Origin of the sequence: Nocardia sp. NPDC056952 (genome assembly GCF_042674185.1) — a bacterium.
Taxonomy (GTDB): Bacteria; Actinomycetota; Actinomycetes; order Mycobacteriales; family Mycobacteriaceae; genus Nocardia.
The window spans coordinates 84,292-103,589 of the sequence record NZ_JBHURA010000005.1 but is presented as its reverse complement, the minus strand read 5'-3'; the positions used below and the strand labels follow the sequence as shown (position 1 = coordinate 103,589).

At 68.4% G+C, this 19,298-nt stretch carries 21 protein-coding genes; 17 read left to right on the top strand and 4 right to left on the bottom strand.

The window, feature by feature from the left end:
• Positions 1–26: 26 nt before the first annotated feature.
• A complete protein-coding gene (locus ACFTS5_RS19295) occupies positions 27–1,961 on the bottom strand; it encodes an N-6 DNA methylase (RefSeq protein WP_378632658.1) in 1,935 nt (644 codons plus the stop codon).
• Positions 1,962–2,273: 312 nt separating this feature from the next.
• Between ACFTS5_RS19295 and ACFTS5_RS19290 the strand changes: the two genes are divergently transcribed.
• From ACFTS5_RS19290 to ACFTS5_RS19275, 4 genes are all read left to right on the top strand, one after another.
• Positions 2,274–2,864, top strand: coding sequence for a DUF4352 domain-containing protein (locus tag ACFTS5_RS19290; protein ID WP_378632655.1), 591 nt, complete (start codon positions 2,274–2,276; stop codon positions 2,862–2,864).
• Positions 2,865–2,986: 122 nt separating this feature from the next.
• On the top strand, positions 2,987–3,445 hold the full coding sequence (locus ACFTS5_RS19285; RefSeq protein WP_378632653.1) for a MarR family winged helix-turn-helix transcriptional regulator: 459 nt from the start codon (positions 2,987–2,989) through the stop codon (positions 3,443–3,445).
• Between the two features lie 73 nt (positions 3,446–3,518).
• Entirely contained in the window at positions 3,519–3,965 is a 447-nt protein-coding gene (locus tag ACFTS5_RS19280) for a hypothetical protein (RefSeq protein ID WP_378632650.1), read from the top strand.
• A 17-nt stretch (positions 3,966–3,982) separates the two neighbouring features.
• A complete protein-coding gene (locus ACFTS5_RS19275; protein WP_378632647.1) occupies positions 3,983–4,291 on the top strand; it encodes an antibiotic biosynthesis monooxygenase family protein in 309 nt (102 codons plus the stop codon).
• 11 nt (positions 4,292–4,302) lie between these two features.
• Here ACFTS5_RS19275 and ACFTS5_RS19270 read toward each other — a convergent pair whose 3' ends face one another.
• Positions 4,303–4,428 (bottom strand): hypothetical protein, encoded by a 126-nt coding sequence (locus ACFTS5_RS19270; RefSeq protein ID WP_378632645.1) that lies wholly within the window; start codon positions 4,426–4,428, stop codon positions 4,303–4,305.
• A 26-nt stretch (positions 4,429–4,454) separates the two neighbouring features.
• Positions 4,455–4,787, bottom strand: coding sequence for an ArsR/SmtB family transcription factor (locus tag ACFTS5_RS19265; protein WP_378632642.1), 333 nt, complete (start codon positions 4,785–4,787; stop codon positions 4,455–4,457).
• A 93-nt stretch (positions 4,788–4,880) separates the two neighbouring features.
• Between ACFTS5_RS19265 and ACFTS5_RS19260 the strand changes: the two genes are divergently transcribed.
• From ACFTS5_RS19260 to ACFTS5_RS19230, 7 genes are all read left to right on the top strand, one after another.
• Complete coding sequence (locus ACFTS5_RS19260; protein ID WP_378632640.1) at positions 4,881–6,464, top strand: ABC transporter substrate-binding protein; 1,584 nt, start codon at positions 4,881–4,883, stop codon at positions 6,462–6,464.
• Positions 6,425–7,456, top strand: a complete 1,032-nt coding sequence (locus ACFTS5_RS19255; RefSeq protein ID WP_378633438.1) for an ABC transporter permease — start codon at positions 6,425–6,427, stop codon at positions 7,454–7,456. The genes ACFTS5_RS19260 and ACFTS5_RS19255 overlap by 40 nt, the downstream gene beginning before the upstream one ends.
• Complete coding sequence (locus tag ACFTS5_RS19250; RefSeq protein ID WP_378632637.1) at positions 7,449–8,303, top strand: ABC transporter permease; 855 nt, start codon at positions 7,449–7,451, stop codon at positions 8,301–8,303. The genes ACFTS5_RS19255 and ACFTS5_RS19250 overlap by 8 nt, the downstream gene beginning before the upstream one ends.
• Positions 8,300–9,268 (top strand): ATP-binding cassette domain-containing protein, encoded by a 969-nt coding sequence (locus ACFTS5_RS19245; protein ID WP_378632634.1) that lies wholly within the window; start codon positions 8,300–8,302, stop codon positions 9,266–9,268. Before ACFTS5_RS19250 ends, ACFTS5_RS19245 begins: the two co-directional genes overlap by 4 nt.
• The gene (locus ACFTS5_RS19240) at positions 9,268–9,909 is read left to right on the top strand and encodes an ABC transporter ATP-binding protein (protein ID WP_378632632.1); all 642 of its coding nucleotides are present in this window, start codon (positions 9,268–9,270) and stop codon (positions 9,907–9,909) included. Before ACFTS5_RS19245 ends, ACFTS5_RS19240 begins: the two co-directional genes overlap by 1 nt.
• A gap of 52 nt (positions 9,910–9,961) precedes the next feature.
• Positions 9,962–11,359: an FAD-binding protein gene (locus ACFTS5_RS19235; RefSeq protein WP_378632630.1), complete on the top strand. Its 1,398-nt coding sequence runs from the start codon at positions 9,962–9,964 to the stop codon at positions 11,357–11,359.
• Between the two features lie 212 nt (positions 11,360–11,571).
• Positions 11,572–12,291 carry a hypothetical protein gene (locus ACFTS5_RS19230; protein ID WP_378632629.1) on the top strand — a complete coding sequence of 240 codons (720 nt, stop codon included), beginning with the start codon at positions 11,572–11,574 and terminating at the stop codon, positions 12,289–12,291.
• 47 nt (positions 12,292–12,338) lie between these two features.
• Here the strand turns inward: ACFTS5_RS19230 and ACFTS5_RS19225 are convergent, their stop codons facing one another.
• On the bottom strand, positions 12,339–13,481 hold the full coding sequence (locus ACFTS5_RS19225) for a cytochrome P450 (protein WP_378632626.1): 1,143 nt from the start codon (positions 13,479–13,481) through the stop codon (positions 12,339–12,341).
• Positions 13,482–13,660: 179 nt separating this feature from the next.
• Here ACFTS5_RS19225 and ACFTS5_RS19220 point away from each other — a divergent pair, with 179 nt between their 5' ends.
• The 6 genes from ACFTS5_RS19220 to ACFTS5_RS19195 are packed head-to-tail and all read left to right on the top strand — an operon-like array spanning position 13,661 to position 19,257.
• Positions 13,661–14,689 (top strand): 3-oxoacyl-ACP synthase III family protein, encoded by a 1,029-nt coding sequence (locus ACFTS5_RS19220; RefSeq protein ID WP_378632623.1) that lies wholly within the window; start codon positions 13,661–13,663, stop codon positions 14,687–14,689.
• 57 nt (positions 14,690–14,746) lie between these two features.
• Positions 14,747–15,562, top strand: a complete 816-nt coding sequence (locus ACFTS5_RS19215) for a hypothetical protein (protein ID WP_378632621.1) — start codon at positions 14,747–14,749, stop codon at positions 15,560–15,562.
• Entirely contained in the window at positions 15,559–15,918 is a 360-nt protein-coding gene (locus ACFTS5_RS19210) for a hypothetical protein (RefSeq protein WP_378632618.1), read from the top strand. The genes ACFTS5_RS19215 and ACFTS5_RS19210 overlap by 4 nt, the downstream gene beginning before the upstream one ends.
• Positions 15,919–15,977: 59 nt before the next feature.
• Positions 15,978–16,997: an NAD-dependent epimerase/dehydratase family protein gene (locus ACFTS5_RS19205; RefSeq protein ID WP_378632615.1), complete on the top strand. Its 1,020-nt coding sequence runs from the start codon at positions 15,978–15,980 to the stop codon at positions 16,995–16,997.
• Complete coding sequence (locus ACFTS5_RS19200; RefSeq protein ID WP_378632612.1) at positions 16,994–17,746, top strand: glycosyltransferase family 2 protein; 753 nt, start codon at positions 16,994–16,996, stop codon at positions 17,744–17,746. The genes ACFTS5_RS19205 and ACFTS5_RS19200 overlap by 4 nt, the downstream gene beginning before the upstream one ends.
• Positions 17,743–19,257 (top strand): class I adenylate-forming enzyme family protein, encoded by a 1,515-nt coding sequence (locus ACFTS5_RS19195; RefSeq protein ID WP_378632610.1) that lies wholly within the window; start codon positions 17,743–17,745, stop codon positions 19,255–19,257. The genes ACFTS5_RS19200 and ACFTS5_RS19195 overlap by 4 nt, the downstream gene beginning before the upstream one ends.
• Positions 19,258–19,298 lie beyond the last annotated feature (41 nt).

Here is a 19,298-nt window from a genome sequence, read left to right as displayed (position 1 = left end):
CCGACAGCGCGCACGATGCGGGCCGGTCAGTTTTCGGGGTGGGGCTCCAGGGCGCCCGCGGTGAGGCCGGTGGCGATGAGGTCGGCGGCCCGGTGGGCGGCGGTGGCGGTGGTGTGGGCGGCTACTCGAAGGTGGTGCAGGCGACGGAAGGCTGCGCCGTAGGTCTTCTGGTCGGCGAGGGGGAGCATGGGAATGCGGAGGCGGGCGGGGTCTAGGCGGATGGTGGTGGTGCCGTACATGGCGGCGGCGTTGTCGGGGCTGCCGATGAAGCCGGCGAAGAACCAGGGGTCGATGCGGGTGGGGTCGGTGCGGAAGACGAGGACGCCGGGTGCGGGGACGGCGCCGATGTCGGCGCCTTCGGCGACGCGGGTGCCCTGGGCGGCGCCGTGGTCGTCGCGCAGACGGGAGACCAGGACGTCACCTTCCTCGATCGGATCGCCGACGGGGGCGCCGGGGGCGGTGAGGCCGGAGGGGGCGCGGCTGTTGAGCAGATCGTGGCCGGTGAGGACCGGTCGTTGCGGGGCGTCGTCGGCGACCGCGTCGGGGGTACTGGTGACGATTCGCACGGCCTTACCCGCGATCAGGTTGCCGACCGCCACATAGCGCCACACGGTGCCGGGCGCCGAATCCCATTCGCGCACAGCATCTACGACGGAATGCAGATCCGTGAGGTTCGCGCCGAGGTGACCGATGGCGCCACGGGCCGAGGCCGAGGCACTCTCCGGGTCGACGGCGGCGCGCACCTGACGCGCGGGCGTGAGGTCGACGTCGTCGTCGAGTACATCCATCACCCGGACCACGGCGGTCACGTCGGGGACGGTGGCGTCGTCGCCGTTGTCGAAGGCATGCCACGCAGTGACGACTGTTTCGGCGAGGACGTGCCAATCCGGTTGGTCCCCACCATGATCGGGCAACCGGGTCGTGTCGGCGAACAGCAGGGTGTCGGTCGGATTCCCCTTGCCCGGGCGGCGGAGGACCCACAGTTGCAGTCCTACCTGTCGCGGTGTCGACGCGCCGGGCGGCAAAGCGATCACGGCACGTAATGCGCCCGCCCGCAACAGTTCCATCCGTATCCGCCGACCCGAGGACCTGGCCGCGACAGCGGGTGGCAGCAGCAGAACAGCGGTGCCGCCGGGGTGCAGATGGGCGATGGCGTGCTGCACCCAGGCGAGTTCGGATTCGCTGCGCGGAGGAACCGAGTACACCCACCGCGGATCCAGCGCCAGTTCATCGGCACTCCAATCCCGTTGCGAATAGGGAGGATTCGACAGTACTGCGTCGACCTCGACATCGGTGAACGCGTCGGCGAGCAGAGCATCGCCCGCGCGGATATCCGCTTCGGCGCCCGGGGCGAGCGTGCTGAGCAGCGCGGCGGTGCGACTCACCTGCACGGGCAGGATGTCCTGACCGTCGAGCCGTTCGGCGCCGATCCGAGCGGCCTCGAGCAACAGGGTTCCGCCGCCGCACGCCGGGTCGAGCACCGAGCGCGGAGCGGGCGACGCGGACGCGGCGAGCACATCGGCCATCAGCGCGGCGACGGGTTGATCGGTCGGGTAGATGCCGGTACTCGGACCGTCGAGACCGCGTTCGGCCAGCACCGCCAGAGTCTGCTGTACGCCGACTTCACCGATCGACGCGCGCACCGCCTCGTGCGCCGCGCCCTTCACCTCGACTGCCGGGTCCGCCACGAAGGCCATCAGCCCGGCGACATCCTCGGGTGCGACCTCGGAACGCAGCACCGTACGCAAGCGCTGAACAGGAGAATCCGCCGCGGTCACACCGTGTCCACGCAACCACTGCTGCACCTCGGCGAGGTCGAACAGCGGCCGCGATTCGGAGCCGCCCGGTACCGGCGCGGGGAAATCGGCGTGTCGGCGACGCCAGTTGCTCACGGTGGCACGGGTGACGCCGGCCAGCCGGGAGATCTCGGCGGCGGCGACGGTGGGCGTCGAGTCTGACAAGGGGTCTCCTCTGGTCAAGGTCAAACCTTACACATCATCGTTGACATAAGACGACGTCAGTACACATGTTTTCATCGTCCACAGTGAAAACATTGTTTCCCTGTTGCTATTGCGGTTGCGTAGGTGTAGCGTCCTTTTTCGACGGAGCGGCAACAACCCGAACAGTCGCTTCCAGCACACGAACAACGTTGCGAGACAACAGTTCTTGCAGATTCCTTCGTCGATGCACCATCCCGCACCGCACGGCCCATCGAGGCCGCGATCGGTCGCGCCACGGCGACCGACAGCGTTTCCCAGAAGAGGACGATCGTCATGACCAATCCCCAGTACCCGACCAACCCCGCCGCCCCGCACCAGCCCTACTACCCGCAGCCGCCGCGTAAGAAGAAAGTGTGGCCGTGGGTGCTCGGCGGGTTCGTCCTGGCCGTGCTCGTCCTGTTCGGCGGATGTGCGGCATTGATCGGCACCGCCGCCAACGAGGTCGCCAAGGCCGAGGAGACCAAGTCGGTCGCGGCTCCCGCCGGGACCGAAGTACGCGACGGCAAGTTCGGGTTCACGGTGACGAAGGTGGATCCGCCGGTCACCACCGTCGGCGACAACCAGTTCCTGCAGAAGACCGCGCAGGGCGAATTCATCCTGGTCTACGTCGACGTCGCCAACACCTCCACCGTCGCCCAGAGCTACTTCGGCTCGAACCAGAAGCTGATCGACGATCAGGGCCGCGAGTTCGCCAACGACACCACCGCCGAGATCAACGTCAACGACCAGCTCTCCGCAGAGATCAACCCCGGCAACAAGACCTCGATGGTCCTCGTCTTCGACGTCCCGGTAGGCACCGTCCCCACCGCGGTCGAATTCCACGACTCGGCTTTCTCCGACGGAGCCCGTGTCGCACTGAAATAGTCCCGCTCCCGCACCGGCCACGGGCCCAGCGAACTCGCTGGGCCCGTGGCTGTTTCGCGGGCGCGGGATGGATACGGCTCCCGGAACACGACTATCGGGGTGTCGTGCGGGAAAATGAGGGGGTGACCACCGAGAGCGAGCGTCCTGGACCGCCGGCTATGAGCCCGAGCATTTTGGTGATCACGATGTCGCGGCGGGTGGAGGCGGCGCTGGGGGTCGAGTTGGGGGCGCTGGATTTGACGGTGGCCCGGCTGGGGTTGCTCGGGCATATCAATGGGGTGCCGGGGGCCTCGTTCAGCGAGCTGGCGCGGATGTCGGGGACGAGCGTGCAAAGTGTGCATGCCGCGGTGAAGGGGCTGGTGGGGGCCGGTTTGGTGCAGGATCGGACGGCGCGGGCGGGGTCGGCGTCGGCGATCGAGCTGACGGAGGCGGGCGCGGAGCTGCTGGCGCAGGCGCGTAAAGCGGTGGCGCGGGTGGACACCCAGCTGTTCGGGGCGGATGCGGATCCGATTCTGCGGCGGGTCGGAGCGGCGATCGTCGACGCGTTCGCGGGGACGATTCCCCCTCGACCAGAGGCGTGACGAATCCGACCTTCAATGTGACTGAAACTCGAGCTAGGCTTCAAGCACATTGAAGGTCGGAGGGAGTCGGTAGTTGGAACACGTCTTGTTGTCCGTGCATGTGCTCGCGGGCATCGTCTTCGTCGGCGGCTCAGCGGTCGCCACCAGTCTTTTTCCCCGGTACGCGCCGGTCGCGGGCGCGCCCGATCCGGACTCGGTGCGCAGCAGGCCGGTCGCGGCCGCCATGCACCGGATCACCGGGAACTACGCGAAACTCGCCATTATCGTGCCGGTGATCGGCATCGTGCTGGCCACGATTCAGGGCCGGATGAACGAAATCTGGATCACCACCGCGATGGTGACGACCGCGGTGGCAGGCGGGCTGCTCGCCGTGCAGATCGTTCCGATGCAGCGCGAGGCCCTCGACCAGCCCGACGACGGCAAGCGCCTGCGGGTGCTGTCGATGCTCGCGGGTATCTACAACCTGCTGTGGACGGCCGTGGTCGTTCTCATGATCGTGCGTCCCGGATCCGCCGCGTGACCGAACAAGAGCTCCCCATGACCGACCAGGGTGTCACTTTCATCAATGTGATCGAGGTTTCCGCCGACGACATCGAGGGATTCGTCGCCCAGTGGCGCGAACGGGCCGCGCACATGCGCACCGCCCCCGGTTTCCGCGATGTCCGCCTGCACCGCGCCTTGCTGCCCGATTCGCGATTCCAGCTGGTGAACATCGCACACTGGGACAGCGCCGAGGCCTGCGAGGCCGCCGGACGCAATCCGACGGTCGTCGCCTCGGTCGACCAGGCGCGTCAGGTCGCGCGCGCAAATCCCGCCCTCTACGAAGTGGTCGCCGAGTTCTGCTGAGCGACAGGCATTCACAGCGCGCCAAGCACCGCCGCGGCCAGCGGGCCTGCCGAGGCGGGGTTCTGACCGGTGTCGCGACGACAACGTGCCCGGCAATGATCGGCACCGGTCAGCACGTACAGGACCTTCGCCGTCATCGCCTCCGAGAAGCGGACTCTCGACGTCAGTGCTTGGCGCCGATGGTGTGCAGAATTTCGTGGATGATCGGGTCGGTGAGCCGGTTGGTGACCGATCGGCCTTCGCGACTCGAGGTGACGCACCCCTCGTGCCGCAGCACGCGCAGCGCCTGGGAGATCGCGTTCTCGTTGCGGCCGACAGCGGCGGCCAGTTCGCCGACGCTGATGCCGGGCGAGCGGTGCAGACACAGCAGGATTTCCAGGCGGCCGGGGTCCGACAGCAGGTCGAAGCGCTGCGCCCATTCCCTGATCTCGACGTCGCCGATCGCGCGCCGGCCGAGTTCGACCGGCGACCCGTGCAGTGTGCGTGGCTCTCCCATGGCGGTGCCCAGCTTAATCGCCGAGTGGACAGGACGGCACCGCCCGCGACTATTATCTGTTCATCTGTTCAGATAAACATGTAGGGATGATGGATGCGCACTCGGCCGCTGTTCGCTGTAGGAGCCGCGCTGGCGGTCGTGCTGACATCGTGCGGAGCGCCCGACAGCGGGTCCACCGACTCGCTCGTGCTCGCCGACGCGTATGAGCTCGGCGGGTACAACCCGGTCGCCGGGTACGGCGCGGCCGGCGAGGCCAAGGTCTACGACGGATTGCTGCGGCTCACCGGCGGCACCGGCATGCCCGGTTTCGAGCCTGCCCTGGCAACGGCATTGCCGACGCCCGACGCCGATGCGACTGTCTGGACGGCGCCGCTGCGCCCCGGTGTGCGGTTCAGCGACGGGTCGGCGTTCGACGCCGCCGACGTGGTGGCGACCTACCGGGCGATTCTGGATCCGGCGTCGGCCTCGGAGGTGCGGTCGTCGTTTTCGATGATCGACCGGGTCGACGCTGTCGATCCGCTGACGGTGCGGTTCACCCTGCGTCATCCCTATGCCGCGTTCCCGGCCAAGCTGCTGATCGGGATCGTGCCGTCGGAGGCCGTCGCCACGCCGGGACCCGCGACCGAATCACCGCTCAATACCGCCCCGATCGGCACCGGCCCCTATCGGCTCACGGCGCTGGAGCCGACGAGGGCGGTGTTCGAGGCGAACGAAAGCTATTGGGGTGGTGCGCCTTCGGTCAAGCGGCTGACGGTTCTCTACGTACCCGACGACAACACCCGCGCGCAGCGGATGGCCGGCGGTGAACTCGACGGAACGTCGCTGCCGCCCCTGCTGGCCGCCACATTCGAACCACGGATGTCGTTGCAGGCCAACATGTCCGCGGATTGGCGCGGTGTGTCGATGCCCGAGCGCGATCCGGTCGCCGGGGACCCGGCCGTCCGGCTGGCACTGAACTACGCGGTGGACCGCCAGGCGATGATCGACAACATCCTCGGCGGCCACGGCCGCCCGGCCTACACGCCTTTCGCCGAGGTCTACGGCGAATCCCACAACCCGGCAGTCGCTTTCGCCTTCGATCGCACGCGTGCCGAAACGATCCTCGAGGGTGCGCGATGGCGGACCGGCGCCGACGGCGTGCGCGCGAAAGACGGTGTGCGCGCGCGATTCACCGTGATGTACAACTCCACCGACACGTTGCGCCGTGACCTCGCACTGGCTTTCGCCTCCGATGCGCGGCGGGTGGGTATCGAGATCGATCTCGAGGCGCTGTCCTGGGATCGGATCGAGCCGCGCATCGCACAGGCCGGGATCCTGCTCGGCGGCGGGAGCGAGCCCTACGATCCCGACACCCAGGCCTACAACACCCTGCACTCGCCGCTGCTCGACCCGAGTGCGGGCAGCCCGTACGACAATGCGAGCAGGCACGCGGATCCCGCGATCGACGCGCAACTCGACACCGCGCGGCGCAGTGTCGATCCCGCGGTACGCGCCGCCGCGTACCGGGAGGTCCAGAGCCGGTATGCCCAGGATCCGAGCCACGTCTTCCTGGTCCATCTCGATCACACCTATGTGGTGAAGGATTCTTCCTGGACGATGTCGGGGCCGATTCTCGAGCCGCACGCGCACGGCGTCACCTGGGGACCGTGGTGGTCGCTGCAGACCTGGACCCGCTGATGGGGCGCAGTCGCGTTCGCGGACGCGGCCTGCGGGCAATGGTCGGGTGGCGACTGGCGGCGTTGATTCCGGTGCTCGCCGCGGTGTCGGCCGCGCTCTTCGCCGCGGCGGCGGTGTCACCGTTCGACCCGCTGGTCGGCTATCTCGGCGCTCGCTACGAGACGACGAGTGCGTCGGATCGGGCGTTGCTCACGAACCGGCTCGGGCTGGACGCGTCGTGGTACCAGCTCTACGGACGCTGGATCGGCGACCTGTTCAGCGGCGATCTCGGTGTTTCCCGCGGGTTCGCCCAGCCGGTGAGCACCCTGCTCGCCCAACGGATTCCGTGGACGGTGCTGCTGGTGGTGGTCGCGATGAGCATGGCGGTCGCCGTCGCGCTCGGCGCGGGCGTCTGGGCGGGCATGCATCGCGGTGGAGTGATCGATCGGCTGGTCACCGCGTCGTGTGTGGTGATGCAGGGGCTGCCGCCGTTCGTGGTGTCACTGGCCGCGATCGGCGTGTTCGCGGTCGGACTCGGCTGGTTGCCGCCTGCCGGGCTCACCGACGCCGGGGCCGAGGTCGGAGCCGGTCAGGTGGCACGACATCTCGTGCTGCCCGCTGCCGCGTTGGCCCTCTCGCAGGTGCCGTGGCTCCTGCTGGCCGTGCGGGAATCGGTGGCGGGCAATCGCGGTGAGGATTTCGTGGTCGGTGCCGTCACGCGCGGCATCGACACCGCGACGGTCACCCGCAGGCACATTCTGCCGACCTCGCTGGCCCCGTTCGTGACGATCCTCGGCGCTCGATTGCCGGAGGTCGTGGTCGGGGCGGTGCTGGTGGAGGAGATCTTCTCGTGGCCGGGGATCGCGGGCGCGTTCGTGCAGTCGGCGAAGGATCTGGACATGGCGCTGCTTGCCGTGCTGACTGTCGGCACGACCTGCGCGGTGATGCTCGGGTCGCTGCTCGCCGATGTCGCGGTGGTGCTGCTCGATCCGAGGGTGCGCGCCGATGGTTGAGCGGTGGCGCGACCGCACGCACGGGGCTGCGGAGCGACGGTTGTATCTCGCGCTAACGGTGCTGTTCGCGGTCGTGCTGTACGCGGTGATCGTGCCGTGGGTGGGCGGGGTCGACGATCGGCTGACCGATTTCGCGCATGCGCGGCAGGCGCCGTCGGGGCAGTGGTGGTTCGGGACCGACTCGGCCGGGCGGTCGCTGTTCGTGCGGATCGCGGCGGCGCTGCGGACCTCGCTGATCGTCGCGGCGTGCGCGGCGGCCGTGTCGACGGTGATCGGCGTGCTCGTCGGTGCGGTGTCGGCGCTGGCAGGCGGGTGGGTGGACCGGGTGGTGATGCGGTTCGCCGATACCGCCAACGCGCTGCCGCATCTGCTGCTCGGGATCGTGATCGTGGCGCTGTTCCGGGGGAACGCGCTGGCGGTGGTGCTGTCGATCGGACTCACGCACTGGGTGCAGGTGGCGCGGATCGTGCGGGCGGAGAGCTTGAGTCTGCGCGAACGCGAGTACGTGTCCGCGGCGGTGCTCGCGGGCGCGAGCCGCACCCACCTGTTGCTCAGGCATCTGCTGCCCGCTGTCGCCCCGCAGGCGTTGATCGCGGTGGTTCTGCTTCTCCCGCACGCGATTTGGCACGAGTCGACCTTGTCGTTCCTCGGGTTCGGACTGCCGCCGCACGAACCGAGCCTCGGCACCCTGCTGGAGGAAGCGCGCACTTCGCTGCTTCTGGGCGGGTGGTGGACGCTGGCGTTCCCGGCCGGATTCCTGGTGCTGACGACGGTGGCGGTCGCTGTCGCGGGGTCGTCGCTGCGCGGACTTCTCGCCCCACCCACACCGTCGAGGATGCCGCGATGACAGAACCTTCCCTCCCTAGTGAGACCGCGGACGCACTGCTCGACGCCCACCGTGGAGGTCGGGGCACCCGCTTGTCGATCGATGCGCTGACCGTCCGGATTCCGGTCGGCCGGGGTGATGTGGTGCATGCGGTGACCGAGCTGTCGCTCGACATCGAAGCGGGCAGCGTCACCGCACTCGTCGGCGAATCCGGGTGCGGGAAGTCGATTGTCGCCGGTGCGGTGATGGGCGTGCTGCCCCACGATGCCGTCACCACCGGGTCCATCCACCTGCGTGTGGACGGTCCGGCGGACTCCGCCGACGAACCGATCGACATCCTCGTCGGCGAGCACTCCTATCGCGGCCGCCATATCGCGCTGGTGCCCCAATCCCCGAGCACCTCCTTCACTCCCGTGCGGACCGTCGGCTCCCAGCTCCAGGAGACGATCACCGCCCTCGGCACCGCGCACACCCCCGCTGACCTCGTCGATCGCGCGGGGCTCGCCCGCACCGCGCTCGACCTGTACCCGCACGAGCTCTCCGGCGGGATGGCCCAGCGGGCGGCCGTGGCGGCGGCGCTGGCGGGCGATCCCGAGGTGATCATCGCCGATGAACCGACCTCCGGACTCGATCGCTCACGCACCGACCAGATCGGACAACTGTTGCGCGAGTGCGCCGACAGCGGCGCCGCGGTCCTGCTGATCACGCACGATCTCGGCCATCTGATCCGCGCGGGCATCGCCGACACCGTCGCGGTGATGTACGCGTCACGCCTGATGGAGGTCGGCCCCGGTGCGCACGTGCTCGACGATCCGTGGCACGACTACACGCGCGACCTGCTCGCCGCCCTGCCCGAACACGGCCTGCACCCGCTCCCCCATCCCCCACGAGCGCTGACGAACCTGTCCGAGATCTGCCCCTACGCGGGTGGCCCGACGCGATTGATTCCCCAGCAGCCGCGCATGATTCGCCGACCGAGGTCCTGATGCTGATCGCCGACTCCATGACCGCGGGCTACGGCTCGGAATCCGTCATCCGCGGGGTCGACCTGCGGATCACTCCGGGCGAGATCATCGGCATCACCGGCGACTCGGGATCGGGGAAAACCACGCTGGCGCGAACCATGGCCGGATTACTGACGCCCACCTCCGGCACCGTCACCGTCGACGGACAGGCACCCCGACGGGCTCGCGGCAGCATCGCCATGGTCTTTCAATCCCCCCGTGCCGCAACCAATCCCCACTTCACTCTCGCCCGGATCATCGCCGAACCCGCCCGCATCCGCGGTGCCTCGGTCCCCGATCTCACCGCGCTGGCCACCGCTGTCGGTCTCACCCCCGACCTCCTCGACCGCCACCCCCACGCCCTCAGCGACGGCCAGCTCCAGCGCGCCTGCCTGGCCCGCGCCCTCGCCCAGAACCCCCGCTACCTCATCCTCGACGAAGCCACCGCCATGCTCGACGCCGCCACCACCGCCACCATCATCCGCCTGGTCATGACCCGCGCCGACGACAACCTCGGCGTCCTGCTGATCAGCCACGACGAGCCCCTCCTCGCGGCCGCCTGCACCCGCGTCGCCACGATGCGCGAAGGCATCCTCACCCCGCGGCAGGCATCTCCGCAATAACCGCACGATTACCTCAGGCTGCGCACAGGAACCCGTTTTAGCGTGAGCCCCTGTGACTTTCACGCAACCGAATCCAGTCAGCGCGTGCCGAAGCCTCAGCGGATGGGCCCGCACCGCACCGACCGTCGCCGAAGTGCTGCGCACCCCCGACATCGCGGTGATCGCCGAACGGGTGCGGACCGCGGGGCCGCGCGGGGTGATCGCGCGCGGACTCGGACGTAGTTACGGGGATCCGGCGCAGAACGCGGGCGGGCTGGTGGTCGACATGACCGCGCTGGACCGTATCCACAGCATCGATCCCGACAGCGGGATCGTCGAGGTCGACGCGGGCATCAGCCTGGACACGCTCATGCGGGCGGCACTGCCGTTCGGGCTGTGGGTCCCGGTGCTGCCGGGCACCCGGCAGGTGACGGTCGGTGGGGCGATCGGCGCGGATATCCATGGCAAGAACCACCATTCGCAGGGCAGCTTCGGCAATCACGTGGTGTCGATGGATCTGCTGACCGCCGACGGATCGGTGCGTACCTTGACGCCGGAGGGGCCCGACTCGGCGCTGTTCTGGGCGACGGTCGGCGGGATGGGACTCACCGGCATCATCGTCGGCGCGCGAGTTCGGTTGAAGCACACCGAGACCGCGTATTTCCTCGTCGACAACGACCGCACGCGCGATCTCGACGAAACGATGGAATTGCTGACCGGCGGTTCCGACGACGGGTACGACTACTCGATGGCGGTGCCGGACACCATTTCCACCGGGGCGAAACTCGGGCGGGCCGGATTCAGCCGAGGCTCGCTGGCCACCGTCGACCAGTTGCCGTCGAGACTGCGTAGCAAACCCTTGAATTTCGATGCCCCACAATTGTTCACGGTGCCCGATATCTTTCCGAACGGGATGGTCAATTCGGTGACCACCCGGATCGCCGCCGAGGCCGCTCATCGCCTGTTTCCCCGGCGGGCCCGTGGGCGCATCCAGAACCTGACGCAGTTCTATCATCCGCTCGACCTGCTCGGCGAATGGAATCGGGCGTACGGCAAGCGAGGATTCTTGCAGTATCAGTTCTCGATGCCGTTCGGGGCCGAACAGCAGCTGGCCGACGCGGTGCGCACCATCGCCGAGTCGGGGCACCACTCGTTCCTCAACGTCTTCAAACGGATGGGGGCGAGCAACCCGGCGCCGCTGTCGTGGCCGCATCCCGGATACATGCTGAGCTTGGACTTCGCGCTCACCAGCGGGCTCGACCGCTTCTGCGTGGACCTCGACGAACGGGTGCGGGCGGCGGGTGGCCGCCTGTACCTCGCGAAGGAATCACGGACGACACCCGAGATGATCGCGACGATGTATCCGCGGCTCGCCGAATGGCGCCGGATCAGGGACCGAGTCGACCCCGAACGGGTATTCGCCTCCGACCTCGCACGACGGTTGCGGCTGGTGACAGGACTTCGACATTGATGTGCTTCAGATCACGGCCGATGAATTGTGAGCGAAAGTTGTTCACAGCTCATCGAATTCACCGGCAATGACGCACGTCACTGTCCGTTTTGAACTCTTATGACTTTTTAAGTTACATTTCAGCAACAAACAGTTGGACACTTGATCATGGGTGCTCGATCGAGGGCCTGCGCTCCCCAGGGAGCATCGCCATTGAGGGAAAGACTGCATTCATGAACATCAGCAAGGTTGCCGCAACCTCCGCACTCGTCATCGCCGCGCTCGGCGTTGCCACCGGCACGTCGCACGCCGCTCCGGCGCCTGCTCCCGCGCCCGTCGCGGCCTTCCTCGACGGCGTGAACCAGGGTGTGAACCAGGTGCTGCCCGGCATCAACTGGAAGACCGGCATCGAGGGCGACGCGGTCGTCGTCGAGACCGACGCGGGCTCGCTCACCACCGAGAACAACCAGTTCCAGGTGCGCGACAACCAGGGCAACATCGTCGCCGCCCTGCCGCTCGCCTACACGATCGACGACCTCGAGTACCCGATCGACGCCGCCATCGACGGCACCCGCGCCACCCTGACCCCGCGCACCGACGTGGCCTCGGCCCGCCCGTCGACCCTGCTGAAGGACGTCGTCCGGCAGGACGCCTTCGACGACGCCGTCGGCGCCGCAGCCACCCAGTTCGGCATCATCACCGCCATCGGCACCCTCGTCGGCACCCTCACCGGTGGCCTCGCGGGCTGCGCCATCGGCGGCGTCGGCGGCCTGGTTCTCGGCGTCCCGGTGCTCGCCCTCGGCGGCGCGACCGGCATCGCGGGCTGCCTCGCCGGTGCCGCCGTCGGCATCCCGCTGGGTGCGGCCGCCGGCCTGGTGCTGACCGGCGTCCCCGCCGCGATCGCCATCGGCATCGGCTTCCACAACCGGATCAACGCGCCCGAAAACCAGTAGTCGTCGTCGCGATGGCCCCGTCCACCCGGACGGGGCCATTGTGCTGTTCAGCGCGCGAGCCGGATGCGCAGCTTCTCGTAGGTAGGGATGAAAACCTTTCTGCGATAGCGACGTTCGACGATTTCCCAGGGGCGACCGGCGGCCGTCAAGGCTTCGAGGAGCGCGGTGAGTTCGGAGTGGACGAGCTGTGCGCCGAGGCAGAGGTGGCGGCCGCCGCCGAACCAGAGCTGGCGGGTCTCGGGGTTGTAGTCGCGGTCGACGCGGAACTCGCCCGCGGCGTTGTTGATGGTCCAGGTGAGGATCTTGACGTGTTCGCCGGCGCGCAGGTCGCGGTCGGCGACGCGGACGTCCTCGGTGACCGAGCGGCCGACGAGGTAGGCCGGGCTCGTGACGCGCAGGGTCTCGCGGACCGCGTCGGGGAGGCGATCGGGAGCGGCGAGCAGGGCGCGGTGCTGGCCGGTGTCGTGCATGATCGCGACCATTCTGGTCATGGCGCTGGCGAGCGTGTCGGTGCCCGCGACGGCCATCAGGATCGCCAGGCCGCCCGCGTGCTCGACGTCGAGGCCCAGTTCACGGCAGCGACCGAGGGTGGTGTCGGGATCGGCGCGGGCGTACGCGTCGGGAACGTTGACGGCGAGCTGGGTCGCCAGCTCACGGGCGCGGGCCAGCGCCACCGGGTCGAGCGTGGTCGAGGCCATCGTGCCGAAACCCAGGTTGACCAGTTCTTCGACGTGGTGGAACAGGCGCAGGAACAGCGCGTCCTGATCGTCGGTGTAGTCGCCGCCGATGGCCGCGGCGATGTCTTCGGGGCGCATGCCGACCAGGTCGGAGACGCTGCGGCCGACCAGGATCTGCGCGCGGGCGGCGATGTCGACGGTCTCCCCCGCCGCCAGGCGTTCGCGCAGGTCACGCAGGTCGGGGCCGATCACGCGCGCGACCAGGGCATCGGTGTGGCCGAGGGTGAACAGGTCGCGCACCTTGGTCCGCAGGTCGGTATGGCCGGGACCCTCGAACAGATCCTCGACCCAGTCGCCGATGACCTGCGCCCACCAGTGCCCGGCCGCGCCCTCGGACACGATGCTGAAATGGGTGCTGTCGTTGTAGATCTGGCGGGCCACCAGCGGGTCGGCGACGAACCAGCCGAGTTCGGGCACCTTGCGGATCGGCCGCGCGAACCGTCCCAGCAGCAATAATCCAGGCAACCAGGGTTGACCAGCGGCGAGTAGGGTTAGTTCATGGCGTCGGGCGGAGCTCCACACCCCGGCAGAATCTAATCGAGCACGCCCGATTAGTGAAGGTCTGTGGCTAGGATCGACGAGATGCGCTGGTGGTGATCTGTGCATCACGCGATATCTGGAAGTGAACAAGCATGGTGAGTTCGACAATCGAAGCCGTCGGCGCGTATCTGCCGGCCAGAGAAGTGACCACGGCGGAGTTGCTGGCGCAGCTGGCCGTCGACGCGCCGCTGGATCTGGAGAAGGTCAGCGGAGTCAGGGCGCGCAGGGTACGCGGCGAATCCGAGGACTCCTTCACCATCGCCTTGGCCGCCGCCCGCAGCGCACTGGGCAATTCGCGCTACGACGCCGCCGATCTGGATGTGATCATCTCCTGCTCGATCACCCGCACCCGGGGCGAGGACTTCTGCCTGGAACCGTCGTTCGCCCTGATGCTGCGCACCGCGCTCGGGGCGAACAGGGCGATCCATTTCGACGTGTCCAACGCGTGTGCCGGGATGATGACCGGAGTTCTGCTGCTGGACAGGATGATTCGATCCGGTGCCGTGCGTCGCGGCATGGTGGTGTCCGGGGAGTGCATCACGCCGATCGCCGACACCGCGGTGCGGGAGATCTCGCAGAAGTACGACCCGCAGTTCGCCTCGCTCACCGTCGGCGACGCCGGGGCGGCCGTACTGCTCGACGGCACCGACGGGCCAGGGCTCGACTACGTGGAGCTCAACACCAGCGCCGCGTTCGCGAAGCTGTGCTTGGGGATGCCCAGTGATCAGGGGCCGGGAGTCGCGCTCTACACCGACAATCGGGCGATGCACAACGAGTCCCGGTACCTGCTGTGGACCTCGCGGCAGCTGGAGTTCCTGGCCGCGCGCGGTTCCAGCTTCGCCGAGGAGGGCTACGACTACCTGATCCATCACCAGTTCAGCGGCCCCGCTGTGGAATTGATCAACAAGATCGCCGAGCGCGAATTCGACGCGGCGATGCCGCCGGGACTCGCGGTGCTGGACAGATACGGCAATACCGCGTCGACCTCACATTTCGTGGTGCTGCACGACGCGTTGCGGCAGGGCTTGATCGAGCCGGGGTCGAAAGTACTGCTGGTACCGGCGGCTTCCGGGGTGGTCGCCGGATTCTTGTCGGTGACAATCGGCGATCTGCGGGTATAGGACAGTATGGGAATCATCATTTCTTCGGCAGTGACGCGCAGCGGCGGAGTCAGCTCGGTGGGACAGGCGGCAAGCGCCGCGCGCGACGCGTTAGCGGCAGCCGGTTGTCCGCCGGAGCAGGTCGACGCACTGATCAATGTGGGGGTCTATCGCGATGCGAACCTGGTGGAACCGGCGGTCGCGGCGCTGATCCAGCAGGCCGCGGGGATCGGGCTGGACTATCGACGCGGTGACGTGCCGTGCTTGTCGTTCGATCTGATGAACGGTGCCTGCGGGGTGGTGAACGCGGTCGGGGTGGCCGCCTCGCTGCTGGCAGATCTGCCCACGGGACATGTGGTCGTCGTGTCGGGCGACGCGCATCCGTCGGGCCGGGCCGATGTGGAGTTCGCGTTCGAGCCGGTCGGGGCGGCTTTCGTGCTCGAGAATTCCGCCGAAGCCGCGGGTTTCGGCGGAGTCCACGTGAGTGCCGGCGACGTACTGCCCGACCCGCAGGGATACGTGAAGCTGTCCGCGATGGGAGCCGAAGGGCGTTCCTCGCTGACGGTGGAATTGCTCACCGGGACAGCGGAACTGGTCGAGCACGCCGCTGTCGCGGCGCGAGAAGCGCTGGCGGCGGACGGTATCGACGCCGGACAGGTGGTGCTGCTGTGCGGTAAACCGACAGCGGACTTCGCCGGCGAACTGGCGGCCCAGCTCGGCGTGGGCGCGGTGGTGACCGACGACTTCGCCGCCGACGCGCACACTTCCGCGTTGACCGCCGCGTTCGTGGCGGCCCGTGACGCGGGACTGGCCGAACGGCCGTTGCTGTTCGTCGCCGCCGACGGTGGACCCACCGCGGCGGCAGTGACCTATCGAGGGGTTGGTGTGCGGTGACACGGTCTCTGCATGTTGTTCCGGATCCGGTGAGTGCGCCGCGACATGGTCGCCATCGCGCGGCGGCCGGTACTTCGGTCGCGGTACCCGGCCCGGGAGCCGTGCTGGCGCTGCGGTCGATTCCGGTGATCGGCTGGATATTCCTGATCGTCGGGGTCGTGCGGCCGTTCCGGGCCCGGTGGCTGCGGACGGCCTTCTGGATCGATGTGGTGCTGAGCGTCGGGGTGCACGCCGCGCAGATTCCAGCGGCCCGGAAAGTAGCCGCTGAACGGGGGATCTCGGGTCGTCGTGCGGCCGTGATGACCATGCTGCTCGGGGCTACCTGGTGGAAGACGCTGGGCGAGGGCGAACAGTGACCGAGGCGGCACCGTCCGGCTGCGGCTTCGCGCGATCGTCGACGGGATAACGTGGCGCGATGACAGTGCTGGTGACTGGCGCGAGCGGGTTCGTCGGCGGGGCGATCGCGCGCGGGCTGGTGGCGCGCGGGGTGCCGGTGCGGGCGATGGTTCGCGATCCTGCCTCGGCGCCGGAGGGTGTCGAGGTGGCGGTGGCCGATCTCGCCGACGCGGGTGCGCTGGCCGCGGCGGTGGCCGGGGTGCGCGCCGTTGTGCACGCGGCGGCCCTGCTCGGTGAATTCGGCAGGCCCGCCGATTTTTTCGCGGTGAACGTGGCCGGGACCGATCGGCTGATGCAGGAGGCCGCGGCGGCCGGAGTACGGCGGTTCGTGTTCATCGGGAGTCCGAGTGCGTTGATGGCGCCCGGCGGTGGGGATCAGGTGGGGATCGATGAGACCGTGCCCTACCCCGCGCGATTTCTGAACAGCTATTGCGAGACCAAGGCCGTCGCCGAGCAGTTGGTGCTGGCGTCCGATACACCGGAGTTCACGACGTGTTCGTTGCGGCCGCGCGCGGTGTGGGGGCCCGGCGACCGGCACGGGCCGATCGTGCAGATTCTGGCGAAGTTGCGGGCGGGGCGGTTGCCGGATCTGTCCGGCGGGCGCGATATACGGGCTTCGCTGTGCTACATCGACCACCTCGTCCACGCCGCCGCTCTCGCGCTGACGGCCGAGAAGGTCGGTGGGCGTGCGTATTTCGTCGCCGACGCGGAGCCGGTGTCGGTATGGGCGACCTTGGACGCGGTGGCCGCGCGGTTCTCGTTGGCCGGACCGAGCGTGACGGTGCCCGCACCGGTGCTCGGCGGGGCCTTGGCGGCGATCGAAACACTGTGGCGGATACCGGCGGTCGCGCAGCGGTGGACTCCCCCGCTGTCGCGGTACGCGGTCGCGCTGGTCACCCGGTCGGCGACCTATGACATCTCGCGCGCCGCCCGTGAACTGGGCTATCGACCGGAGGTGCCGTTCGCGACCGGCCTGGACAATTTCCACCGCTGGGTCGACCAGGCCGGCGGGCTCGACCGGCTGCTGGAGGACGCGTGAGTGATCTGTGGGTGGTGATTCCCGCCTTCGACGAGGAACGCGGCATCGGCAGCACCCTGGATGCCATCGCAGCGCAACAGGACACGGATTTCACGGTGGTCGTGGTCGACAACAACTCCACCGACCGCACCGTCGAGGTGGTGCGGGCATTCGCCGCCGCCCATCCACTGCCGCGCATCGTGGTGATCGACGAGCAGCAGAAGGGCACCGGCGCCGCCGCCGATACCGGGATGCGCTACGCGATCTCCCGAGGCGCCACCTACCTCGCGCGCACCGACGCCGACTGCCTGCCCGCCCCCGACTGGACCCAGCGGATCAAGGCCGGGTTCGGCTCCGGGCTGCGATTGGTCAGCGGTCAGCTGATTCCGCGCACCGACGAAGGCGTTTCCTGGATCGACCGCACGATCATTCGGGTGGCACTGGAAGTGGCCTCGACGTTCGGCAAGGTGCGCTCGGGCAACCGGGATCCGAAATATCTCGGACCGTATGTGATGACGCCGGGGTGCAATATGGCCATCACCGCCGAATTGTATGTTGCCGCAGGCGGATTCCCGCGCACCGCGATCGAGGATCTCCACGAGGACCGGGCGCTGGTCAACGCGGTGCGCACGATCACCACCGACTATGGTTTGCGCCGGGACGTGCGGGTGCACGGCTCGAATCGGCGAGTGCGCGCCTGGGGTATTCGCAAGACACTGGCCTGGTACGCCGATCATCGGTATCGGCCCGACGTGGTCGATATTCGGTGACCGACTTTCTCGCACGGCTTGCCGCGCAAGCCGAACGGATTCCGGACGCATCGGCGCTCGGCACGGTCGGCAAGCGCGCGCTCACCTACCGGGAGCTGGTGGATTCCATCGGCCGGGTGGCACACAATCTCAGCGAGGCGGGGTTCGCCCCGGGCGATCGAATGCTGTTCTCGATCCGGCCGAGTGTGTCGTCGGTGCTGGTGATCTTCGGGGTGATCGCAGCGGGCGGGACGATCGTGTTCGTCGATCCCGGCGTCGGGCCGGAGCTCTTCACCAAGCGAGTCGGCCTGGTCGAACCCACTTGGGCCGCAACGGAATCACTGCTGTACGCGGTGAGTGGTCCCCTCGCCGGATTCGGCCGCGAGAAGGGGCTGGAACTGCCGCGGTTCGGCGCGCTCGATGTTCGCCATATCCACAGCGGAGTGTGGTTGCCCGGTACGCCGTTCGGGTCGATTCCGTTGCGGCGGTTCACCGGTGACGCACGCGAGACCGCCCTGCCTGCCGCGGATCCCGAGGCAGCGGCGTTGATCGTCTTCACCTCCGGGACGACGGACGATCCGAAAGCCGTTGTGCACACCCGTGCTTCGCTGAGTGCGGGGCTCGCCGCGATGGGCGGAAAGACCAGCCTCGCGCCCGGCGCCTTCCTGCACACCGAGCAGCTCATGATGGGTCTGCCCGCGTTGATGGCGGGGGCACGGTGGGCGATGCCCCGGTATCCACGGTTCGGGACCCACATCGATCCCGTGCGATTCACGCGAAATCTGCGGAGTGCGACGCATACGTTCTACACCCCGGCCGATCTCGCTGTCGCGCTCGACGCGATCGAAGCCGGCGACCTCGAGCCGCCGCCGAATCTACGTCAAGTGGCCCTAGGCGGTGCGCCGGTCACCTCCGCACTCCTGCGCCGGGCACGGAAATCGTTGCCCGACACCGAGTTTCTCGCGATCTACGGGATGACGGAGATCCTGCCGGTGGCGATCGCGACCGGCACCGCCAAGCTCGCGCACGACGGGGATCTGCTCGGCGCTCCGGTGCGGGGTGTGCAGGCGCGGATCGCCGACGACGGGGAACTCCTGCTGTCGGGTCCGAACCTGTGCCGCGGGTATCTCGGCGCGGAGCCGCTGACCGAGATCGCGACCGGGGACCTCGCACGGTGGGACGGCACGGAACTCGTCCTCACCGGACGCAAGAAGGACATGATGATCCGGGGGAAGACCAATATCTACCCGGGGTTGTACGAGCCGGTGATCACCGCGATCGACGGAGTGCGCGAGGCGATCATGGTCGGCCTGCCGGACGAGATCGGCGATGAGCGGATCGTGCTCGCCGTTGTCGCCGAACCGGGGGCAGACGACATCGCGGCCCTACTTCGTCAACGGCTGCCGCAGGTCATCGACACCACCGCCGTCCCGGACGACATCGTGGTGGTGGATCGAATTCCGGTCAGCGGGCGGACGAACAAACCGGACCGCGCGGCGCTGCGGAAGCTCGTGGGCAGGCTGCTCGCCTGAGCCCCGCCCACTGCTGGGCTCGGTGCGCGCAATGACGGTTA